Consider the following 10,767-nt stretch of genomic DNA (forward strand, 5'->3'; position numbering starts at 1 on the left):
TAGATTTCAAATTAAAAATGCAGCCAATTGAAACCTCTTTAATCTCTATGATGATCAAGATACACAAATTTTCCACGTTTAAGTTTGATATTCGAGACACAACACAAATTATTGAAAAAAAAAGAAAAGGCCACGGAAGTGGCCTTTGTGAGATCAGTCGGTTTTGGTGAAATTATCTTCGCTAAATTGGTCAAGATCGTAAGGCGTTTGCTGGTAAACACAGTAGTTTAGCCAGTTGCTAAACAGCAGATGACCGTGACTGCGCCAGCTTGCTACTGGCGGATTATCCGGATTGTTGTTTGGATAATAGTTTAGCGGTATTGCCGGCTCCATCCCTTCGCCCAAATCGCGAATATATTCGTTGTGGAGCGTGTGAGAATCGTATTCTGGGTGCCCAGTAACAAACACATTACGCTTGTCTTTGGTGGCTGCGAGATAAACACCCGCAATATCTGAAGTAGCTAGAATATCTAAATCCGTGTGCTCTTGTAAAAACTCCGGTGAGAAATCAGCGTACCTCGAATGCGGTGCTAAGAAAGTATCGTCAAAGCCGCGTAGCATAGGGTGGTATTGCTGGTGAATCGAATGGTGATAAACACCTGAGAGTTTTTCTTTACGAGTTTTTTTAGGCAAATCATACAGTAGCTTGAGACCAGCTTGCGCCGCCCAGCAGACATACAGTGACGACGTAACGTGGTCGTTTGCCCAGTTCATAATGGCTTGTAAGTGATCCCAGTAGATGACATCTTCAAACTGTACTAAACCTAGTGGCGCACCAGTGATAATAAGTCCGTCGAAGTTACGGTTTTTAATGGTTTCAAACTGGCGGTAGAAGGTATCAAGATGCTCAGTGGGGGTATTTTTACTTGGGCGATTATCTATGCGCAATAGCTCAATGTCCACTTGAAGCGGGCTGTTAGACAGCAACCTAAGAAACTGAGTTTCAGTTTCAATCTTCTTTGGCATTAAGTTTAAAATCAATACTTTAAGTGGGCGGATCTCCTGAGTTGATGCCCTAGATACAGGCATCACAAAGATGTTCTCTTTGCGCAGTACATCAGTAGCCGGTAATTGATCGGGAACCCTAATTGGCACAGCTTTCTCCCTTAGCTATGTGGACGTCTATACTTCTAAACTTAACGCAAAGAAAACCAATTGTCGATAGCTTATTGCACTGTGTTGAGTTTTGAGTATTGGTATCACTAATTATTTTAGTGGTTTCCTGTCTATTTAGGAGGTGACGACTAGTAAAAACAGGCTGGTTTTCATCCATATTTAGAAGGAAATAAGACTCACATGGTTAATTAGGCTAGAATCCCCTTTTTCCTTTTTAGCAAGATAGAAATGGCTTTAACACTTACGCTGATTAGAGGGTTACCTGGCTCTGGTAAAAGTACCTTGGCAAAAACATTAGGCATCAACCACTTTGAAGCCGATATGTACTTTACCAATAGCAAAGGGGAATACTTGTTTAACCCCGAGTATCTGCAAGCCGCTCACAAATGGTGTCAGACACAAGCCAGCAAAAGTCTAAAATCAAATCAGAGTTGTGTTGTGGCTAATACCTTTGTCAAACATTGGGAAATAGCGCCATACCAAAAAATGGCAGCAAAATATGGAGCGACATTTATCGTTATTGAATGTCATCAAAACTACGGTAATGTGCACCAAGTTAGCGAAGAGACAATCGACAATATGAGGAAAAGGTGGCAACCATGGCCAAACGCACACCAGCGATAGAAATCACCTCGTTTGGCATATACTCGCAATGGGATGCTAAATCGAAACAACTGCCAAAGATCACTCAGTTTACGACCGATGTTCCCGCGGATGAATCAATAGAGTTTGGCTTTACGGTCAATATTAAAAGAGCAAAAGGGCTAGTGCTTGATTACTGTATTGACCACCCAGGGATCTTGAACAAAAAGGGCTTAGTGATGGCGCCATTTGATGGTGATATTCACATCAACAGCAACGACTGGGATTTTTATTTGGGCGACACCATTCAGCTAAAATGTCCCGATGGAGGCTTGGAATCTAACCTAGGCCCGTGGCGAATGACGATGACTTTACAAAGCAAAATTATCGCCGAAAAAACCTTCCATGTTTACCCCCGCGATGAAGCAGGCTTCTGGAAGCGAAGAGGGTATTGATAAAAACACCTAATAGGTGAAGGCGCTTTGTCATTGAAATACTTTATGTGATGACTAACTGAATTTTCCAAACTCTAGTAACTTGGTCGACCGTTAATTTGTTCCATATGTAGTCAAAAACCTGCGTAATTGTATGTAAATATTAGTAAAAATATCATTCACTGCAGAGTAGTCTCTAGTTAGGAGTTGCTCAGGTGTGGATTCTTGGTTTACTCGTTGGTTTGTTATACGGTTACGCTTATCGATTGGATTCGATCGGCTTTATCGTCCTTCTTATTGCCCTCGCGTTGCAATTCTTCCTGCACTGTACTGTTAAATCTCAAACATTTCGCATCTTTCTGTGGTTCCTCTTTGGTATGGGATTCTATGGAGTAAGTTTGTCTTGGATAGGTAGCTATATATCCACGGAGTACCAAGGCACTGGTGTTAATTTAGATTCGGCTAGGTTAATAGTCTTAATCATTCTCTCTTTGAGTTATACGCTAGTTCCAATTCTCAGTTGGCGGCTGTCTACTAGAGCAACATTAGTGGTTTTGCCCATATCTTTATTCTTTTTGAACCTTGCTTCTGAACACTCGGTATATTCCTTTCCTTGGCTATTACCAGCTTACTTGTTGGTAGATTTTGGGATTAATCATTGGTTTTACTTCTTAGGAGCATTTGGTGTCAGTTTTTTAGTTTATCTGCTGGTGAGCTTTTCAATCTATTGTTTGCTCTTAGTGAATCAACAGAAGTTATCTAAAGCTGTGTGGGCTATTTTTTCCACATTGGCATTGGCCTCTGTTTTACATATAGGGTCTAGCCATCTTCACCAAAATAATCAAGGCACTGAAACGTTAGCAGTCAAAGTCATTCATGGGCAGTTTGATAGTCAGGACAAACTCTCTAAAAACAGAGTTATTGACCGATTTCATCGGTACGCATCACTGTCACTTCAGTTTCCAACTGCGAGCTTGGTGGTTTGGCCGGAATCAAGCGTATCGTACCCTTTTAAAACCGTCGAACAGTTTCTTGCTCATGACATCCAAAGGATGAGTGAGGGCGGTATTACCACTGTTTGGGGAGGACAGTGGGAAGCTAATGACTCTCAAATAAACGCGGTTTTTTCAAACCGAGAAGCTCACCCTTTTTACATTAAGCATCATCTGGTCCCATTTGGTGAGTATATACCAAGATGGTTTTCTTACATCGCAGACGACCAAGTTCCATTGTCGGGAAGTACCGCCAAAAGTTCTGAAATCGTTAACCAGTTAGGTCCACAAGAGTTATTGCGGTTGGCACCGAGCCAAGTTCGCGCAGCTGTAGCGGTATGTTATGAAGCCTTATTTTCAGATGTTTTCAGCGAAAAACTAAAAAACTCAGATGGAAGTTTACTAATTCTAATGAGCGACCTCGAATGGTTAGAAAACCATTGGCTCAAAGTACGTTTGTTGGATGTAGCCAGAGCTCGTGCTGCAGAAGTAAATAAACCGCTCCTTTATTCATCCAATCAGGGGATAACTAGCATTGTTGGTCCAAATGGAACGGTTGTTAAACAAGTCTTGAGTGATCGAACCCAAGCGCTAAACGCAACTATATTCGTTAACAATCAGCAGTCTTTTTACACCAAGCACGAGTACCACTGGTTAATGTGGTTATGTGGACTTGTTGTTTTCATTGCACACATCAATCGATACCTCTCATTTAGATCAGAACACCTTCAGGTTTTTAACAAAATAAAAGGAAAAACATATGGCTAAGCAATGGATAAATATCGTTGCTGCCGTGTTTATTGCAGTGATTATCGGCACGGTAGCTTTAAATCATGACTCAACAACTTCTGAACAACGAGTTGGACTACCTAACTCTCACTATCACTCGGAAGCGAAAGATATTCAAACAATTAGTTCTTTCGAAGCGGAAGAGTTCAATTGGGAAGATGTAAAAGAAGCGCCTCGCTCCTTGAAAGAAAAAGAATACCTACAACAACGATTTGCAAAGGATCTTCAAGGTCTCAATCAAGAGATCGAAAGTACCAAACAAGAATTACAAAAGAGCTTTAAAAAAGAACTCTCAGAGATGGAATCTCCTGAGGTTTTGCTAGCTCAGGCTAATGCCATGACCAAAGAACTCGAAGCACAGGGTATCGTCTTAGATTACGAACCAGTAGATTTTAGTAGTTTTTCCAACAGCACCATACACAAGAATAGAGAGATTCAAGAGGTAGAGAAAAGAGTAGACGATGTAGAACATCGCTTACGCGATTTGATGAGTAATCAGGGAGGTAAGTTATGAATATACTAACTAAATCCAAAATTTTTGCTTTGGCGTTTTTGGTAACATCGTTTGCGAGTTCCGCATCAGTGGTTGGAGAGTTGACAGGTTCGCACAGCGTGAATCAAGGGAAGTCAGCGTACTCTATTCCTGTTCGACTTCCAGAGGGTATCAATGGTTTAGTTCCAAACTTAAGCATTAGCTATCAGCAAGGCAGTGGGAATGGACCGCTTGGTTTAGGTGTGCAGCTAACAGGGTTTTCAACGATTCATCGTTGTACGAAAACACAATCTGTAGATGGTGAAGTCGGTGGAATCAGTTTCGATGACTCGGATGTTTACTGTTTGGATGGAAAAAGGTTGCTCCTGTTATCTGGACAACTTGGCAAAGCAGGAAGTGAATATCGAGTTAACAATGACTGGCTAACTAAGGTTGTGGCAGTAGGAAACACCTTATCGGGGCCAGAGTCGTGGGTGGTCTATGGTTCCGAAGGCTACATTTCTTTTTATGGTGCTCGCTCTGATAGCAAGTCAACCAACAATGGTCATGGGTTAGAGTGGAGGCTATCCAATCAGTTGGATCGATTTGGTAACGAGTTAATCTATTACTACGACGAGCATCAGGGAAAATTTTATCCTAGTAAAATCACGTATTCGGACGTTGAGATAAGGTTTAACTACGTTGCCAGAAATGATCTGCTCGATGCGTATCGATTTGGTCAAAAACAAACATTGGCGCAAAAACTAGATTCCATTGATATCAATAGAAGCGGTGCATTACTACGACAAATCAAGCTTTCATATACAGATTTCGCTCAGACTGACATTAGTTACACACGACTAAATTCGGTCACGGTATGTGACGCTAATAATAACTGTATGCGGCCACATGTGTTCGAATGGCAAACGAATCTATTATCGGGAATAATCCCAGAGCCTTCTCTGCTTTTTTCTATTGATGATTACAAAGGATTTATAGCGGGAGATCTCAATCGAGATGGCACAGCCGATATCTGCTACTTAAAAGAGGGTTTGTACTGTAGCTTGAATACGTCGGCAGGTCATTTCTCCTCACCTGTAAAATGGAGCAATGACTTTTCGGGAAATGCGTGGGAAGAGCCCCAAGAATATATGTCTCTGGCATTGATAGATATCAATGATGACAACTACGTCGATGTGTGTGGTTTTAATGAGCAAGGTTTCTATTGTGCGACTAACAATGGTGGCAGTGGATTTAATTCCGCCTCGCTATGGAGTAGTAGTTACTCAATTGAAGAAGCGGTGCGACTAATAGACACAAACCAAGACGGCTTTATAGATATATGTCGGGTAGAAGATGAGCAAGTCATTTGTGCTAACAACACAGGTTCAGCACTCTCCGAAGAATATGTCTTAGTCAATCAGGGCTTTCCTTTAGAAAAGAACTATCTAGGTGGTGTTGGCTCAAATACTTATCACTGGACGGACAATATTCAAAATCACCGTCTAGTCAATATGGATTTAGAAAGTGCAAGTCTTCCCGCCAGTCAGTTTATCGATATTAATGGCGACGGGTTTACGGATTTTTGTGGTATTAAATCTAATGGCACTTTTTATTGTGCTTACGGTACAGAAACACAGGATAACACTCTAAAGTTTGAAGTGATGAGAGCGCTAGTTTCTGGGCTACCCACAGGAAGTATTACAGGGGAGGCAAGTGACTATTCGATCGATCAAATCAAGTACGATAGCAAAGTGACTGAACGATTGACCAGAACCGTTACACTTACTGATGTATCTGGAGATTCATTGCCTGATTTGTGTTATCGAAACGGCTTTACTTATCAATGTCATATCAATACTGGGAGTGGTTTTGCTAATGCACAGAGTTGGTTAACCTTGCCAGAACACCACTTTGAGATAAGTGACTCAGAGTACGACAACTCAGCTCAAATAGAGTCATCGATTTTATTGTCTGACCGTAACCGAGATGGACTTGCAGATTTTTGCTACGTAGCGGGAGACAAATTTTATTGCGCGTATGGCAATGGTAGGCAGTTTAGTGAACCTAAAGCTCTGACAACACTACTTCCCGACCAAGAGGTTTTAGACGATTCTCAAGTCCATTATTCCAACTATGTTAGAAAAGTTTTTGGATTAAAAACCCGCATAGACTACATATCAGTAAACAGTGCCTACGGACCTTACAGAAAAGGTGTAGACGTCGATGGTGATGGTACGGCTAATGACTGCTACCGTGGCGGGCAAGGTATTACTTGTATGCAGTACCACTTCTCGCCATTGGCATTGTTAAAGTCGGTGACGTCTGGACTTGGTGCCAAAACAGAATTTATCTATGACGTAACTGGAAACACTGCCGTATTTCAACCATCCAACGCACCTGTTGCGCGTACAGCCTTTCCCCCAACCTTAAGGTGGTAAGAGAAGTTAAGCAGGGCAATGGAGTAGGGGGAGAAAATACAACACAATATTCTTATCGTGGTTATTTTGCTCACCAAGAGCAAGGTTTACTTGGTTTTGGTCAAGTTGAATCCATCAATCTATCTAGCAATATCAAATCAATAACTCAATCAGGTTTTCACGGTAATTGGCAGCCCTATATTGCAAAAACAGAAACATGGGTAAATCACCAAAAAGTTGCCGAAACATTAAGTCAGTATGAAGAAGCTAACGCGCCCGTAGCAGACAAAATTTGGCCAAGATTAACCAACCAGATTAGCCGTACCTGGGACTTGTCGGGACAAAAACTAATCGACGTGACTACGTCATATGGGAGTTATGACGGCTATGGCTATGCTGGCGAAGTGACAAAAACTACCTTAGATGGCAATGGAGAAACCTTCACCGAGAAAACGACAACCGACTATCTGCATGATTCTTCAAGGTGGTTGTTAGGCAAACCCGCTTCTATCTCAGTGCGAAAAACATCTCCGTCTGATAGCCAAACCCGTAATACCAGCTTTGAATACGCTGTTGAGACAGGGGCTTTAATAAAACAAACGTTAGAACCTAGTCACCCATTATCGGTAGAGCAACACTTTAGTTACGATAGACGTGGCTTTAGAACCGCTGAGCAATCGATGAGCTCAGGAGAAAGCAGAGGAAGCAACACCACATATGATAGCCAAGGAAGAGTGGTAAGTCACACCAATGCACTTGGACACAGTGTGACTACATCCTATGACACATTATGTGGCTTACCAACTGCGATTACCGATGCCAACAACCTCACTACTCGGATTGAATACGATGGGTTCTGTCGAGAAATACGACGTGTTGCTCCCGATGGTAACTGGGTTTCCAAGCATTACAACTGGAGTGATGGTGCGGATGCCGGTCTCGATCAGTTTGATTTAACCTTGGGTGACCGAAGTGTGTTTATGGTGACAGAGCAAACTTCACAAGGGGGAAGTACAACCACCTATTTCGACGCACTAAGCAGAGAAGTTAGGCGAAAAGCCTTAAATGGCGACGGTAAACAAGTGATTGTTGATATTGCTTATGATGAACTTGGGCAAGTTGCTGGAGAAACCATTCCATACTTTGAAGGTCTATTCGCTGGAGATGCTACCTTCTGGGTTCGAACCGAATACGATGCCCTTGGTAGAGTGGTCAAAAAGACGCAGCCAACTGAAGATAACGGTGACCGAGTTACTACTATTACTTATCGCGGTTTAATGGCTACAACAAACGGTCCTGATTCTTTTGTTCGAACCGAAACAACCAATGGATTAGGTCAAACCACTGAAATTACCGAAAACAGCCAGTCCACCCTCAATTACACTTACGACGCAGCGGGCAATCTAACCCAAACGGATGCCAATGGGTTAATTACCACACTTACCTATGACCAATTTGGCAACAAAATTGCTATGAATGACCCAGCAATGGGTAACTGGCGTTATGGGTTCAATGGCTGGGGGGAATTGATATGGCAACAAGATGCTAAGAATCAACGTACGACTTATACCTACGATGCTATTGGCAGAAAACTGACCGAAGTACGGCCCGATGGTAGCAACGAGTGGCAGTACGATCAGAACATAAAAGGCTCTTTAGATCAGTCTGTTGCAAACGATGTAACTCGCTCTATTCCTACGATGGTTTTGGTAGAAAAACGGCCATGACTCTAAACATAGATGGTGAATCATTCACTACTGAGTATCAATATAACGAAGATGGGCGCCTAAGCAGGGTGAGTTATCCATCAGGAATGGATGTAGATAATACCTATGATATTAACGGCTTGATTAAGCGAATGAGCATTCCATATTCAGATATCTGGGATAGCCAGTACATTCAGTTAGAGAATGCGTTGCAGGATACGGCTGAGCGTATTTTAGAGTTAGAAGCGCAGGCTTCGAGCATTGAGCAAAACGCGCAAACCTATATTAGACTTTCTGAAATACATAGGCAGTCCGCACAGAAGTTGTACCAAAATGCGCAAAGGTTGGATACTTACGCGGCTAGGTTTAACCGCATTTCTGAATGGTATCTAAGCCTATATAACTCGCATCTTGCGTACGCTAATCATATGAGATCGGAGGCTCTGAGGTTCTGGAACCATTATCAGGGACGGGTATTTGCGCTTGCTCATATACAAAATGGTTATGCCTATTATCGATATGACCGATGTGTTAGCAGTAATATAAAGGGCTGTAAACACCGAGAAACATATTTAGAACCAATCCCATATTGGATGATTTCGAATGTTTACAACTGCTCATCGAACATTTATCAAACCTGTAGCACAGGACCAAAAAATTCAATCAATATTCATAATCTTGCCATGTACTGGGCAAATTACTACCAGCAAATTGCCAATGTTACCTTTTCGTCAGCGACAGCCTATAGTGCTAAGTCAGACGATTATCAGCGATTCGCTGATAACGCGGAGGCGAGAGCTAGACAAATGACCACCTTCGCTCAGAAATACGCTTCACTTGCCCGTCAACAAACCGACCTATTAGAAAATGTCACCGATGAACTAGAAGACCAAGTTGCTGCTCATGATGAGATTGAACGCATATTTGACGAGAGATTAAATGATGAAACAGCACAAGTCGTTTGGATGGCAACCAGTCGTGACCAATTTGGTCGAGTTGGAGGGGAGTTGTTTGGTAATGGGTTGTTAACGCGACGAGAAATCGATCGTGCAACGGGTGCGGTAACTCGTATAACAACAGGAACTGGTGCCAACCTTCGCAGAGATGTGCGCTATCAATACGATCAACGCAACAACGTTACCAGTAAAATCAACCAAGTGCTCAACCGAGAAGAATACTATCAATACGATGGGCTAGATCGCTTAACGCACTGGACGCAATCAAATAATCAAACTGTAGCGACGATTCAGCGTGATTATCAATATGATGTCTATGGCAACCTTACCTATAAGACTGGACAAGGCAGTTTTGATGTAGCTAGCAATGGCCAATTACAAAGTGCCGGATACAGTTATGACGCTAACGGCAACATGCTTACCGGACGAGGCAGAACCATTGCTTGGAACAGCTTTAACAAAGCTCGAAGTATTAATGATAATGGTAATGTCGTTCAGTATGAATATGGTGCAGAACGCGAGCGTGTAAAACAGGTCGCCGACGGAAAAACCATATACTACGTGAGTCCTGATTATCAATTAGAACGTTCGGTGAACAGTGACGGTGAAAGTGTGATGACCATGCGTCACCGCTTTATAGTGGATAATCAGGCCGTTGCCGAGCATGTAAAAACTCTGATAGGCAATGACAAACAGGTCGACAAAACGGCATTTTTGCATCGGGATGCATTAGGGACTGCCACCTATATCACCGATCAAAACGGTCAAGCGCAAATTGAACGAAGTTACACGCCATTTGGTGAAGAACTGGCAGCCGCAGAACTACAAACTAATCCACTGTTTACTAGTGCCAGTATGCGCGGGTTTACAGGCCATGAAACTGTCGGTGGCGGAAGCGGTTTAATTAATATGAATGCTCGATTGTACGATCCAGTAATAGGGCGCTTCCTAAGTGCGGACTCTTTAGTCCCCGATCCAAGCTTAAGCCAGAGCTTTAACCGCTACTCTTATGTGTTAAATAATCCAGTGAAGTACACCGACCCAACAGGACATTTTTGGTTCCTAATTGGTGCCGCCGTTGCCATCTTCAGCCAAACGTTTGAGAACCCTTACATACAAATGGCAGGTATGGTTATTGGAGGGTTATTGATGGGTAATGCCGCAACGAGCTGGTTTAGCAGTTTAGGGGAAATGGGCTCAGTAATCGCCAGCGGGGCGACCACATCATTTAGTACCGGATATATTGCTACTGGAGACTTAGGTGAAGCGATGGAAGCTGCCGCCATAGGAGGAGCGGCGG

8 protein-coding genes are annotated in these 10,767 nt (G+C 42.7%); 7 read left to right on the plus strand and 1 reads right to left on the minus strand.

The window, feature by feature from the left end; translation table 11 throughout:
- Nucleotides 1-153: 153 nt before the first annotated feature.
- Nucleotides 154-1,095: a homoserine O-acetyltransferase MetA gene (gene metA / locus BLO31_RS14240; RefSeq protein WP_070967898.1), complete on the minus strand. Its 942-nt coding sequence runs from the start codon at nucleotides 1,093-1,095 to the stop codon at nucleotides 154-156.
- Between the two features lie 249 nt (nucleotides 1,096-1,344).
- Here metA and BLO31_RS14245 point away from each other — a divergent pair, with 249 nt between their 5' ends.
- The 7 genes from BLO31_RS14245 to BLO31_RS14275 all read left to right on the plus strand — a co-directional run.
- Nucleotides 1,345-1,740 carry an ATP-binding protein gene (locus tag BLO31_RS14245; protein ID WP_070967902.1) on the plus strand — a complete coding sequence of 132 codons (396 nt, stop codon included), beginning with the start codon at nucleotides 1,345-1,347 and terminating at the stop codon, nucleotides 1,738-1,740.
- Nucleotides 1,716-2,153 carry a DUF3859 domain-containing protein gene (locus tag BLO31_RS14250; protein ID WP_070967905.1) on the plus strand — a complete coding sequence of 146 codons (438 nt, stop codon included), beginning with the start codon at nucleotides 1,716-1,718 and terminating at the stop codon, nucleotides 2,151-2,153. Before BLO31_RS14245 ends, BLO31_RS14250 begins: the two co-directional genes overlap by 25 nt.
- A gap of 194 nt (nucleotides 2,154-2,347) precedes the next feature.
- The gene (gene lnt, locus BLO31_RS14255) at nucleotides 2,348-3,892 is read left to right on the plus strand and encodes an apolipoprotein N-acyltransferase (RefSeq protein ID WP_070967908.1); all 1,545 of its coding nucleotides are present in this window, start codon (nucleotides 2,348-2,350) and stop codon (nucleotides 3,890-3,892) included.
- Nucleotides 3,885-4,427 carry a hypothetical protein gene (locus BLO31_RS14260; protein WP_070967911.1) on the plus strand — a complete coding sequence of 181 codons (543 nt, stop codon included), beginning with the start codon at nucleotides 3,885-3,887 and terminating at the stop codon, nucleotides 4,425-4,427. The genes lnt and BLO31_RS14260 overlap by 8 nt, the downstream gene beginning before the upstream one ends.
- Nucleotides 4,424-6,826: a SpvB/TcaC N-terminal domain-containing protein gene (locus tag BLO31_RS14265; RefSeq protein WP_070967914.1), complete on the plus strand. Its 2,403-nt coding sequence runs from the start codon at nucleotides 4,424-4,426 to the stop codon at nucleotides 6,824-6,826. The genes BLO31_RS14260 and BLO31_RS14265 overlap by 4 nt, the downstream gene beginning before the upstream one ends.
- On the plus strand, nucleotides 6,820-8,532 hold the full coding sequence (locus tag BLO31_RS14270) for an RHS repeat domain-containing protein (protein ID WP_070967917.1): 1,713 nt from the start codon (nucleotides 6,820-6,822) through the stop codon (nucleotides 8,530-8,532). The genes BLO31_RS14265 and BLO31_RS14270 overlap by 7 nt, the downstream gene beginning before the upstream one ends.
- Nucleotides 8,529-10,767: RHS repeat domain-containing protein (locus BLO31_RS14275; protein ID WP_139159013.1), on the plus strand; the 2,239-nt coding region annotated here is incomplete at its 3' end. The genes BLO31_RS14270 and BLO31_RS14275, both read left to right, overlap by 4 nt.

This window comes from Vibrio sonorensis (assembly GCF_001854765.1).
GTDB lineage: Bacteria > Pseudomonadota > Gammaproteobacteria > Enterobacterales > Vibrionaceae > Vibrio > Vibrio sonorensis.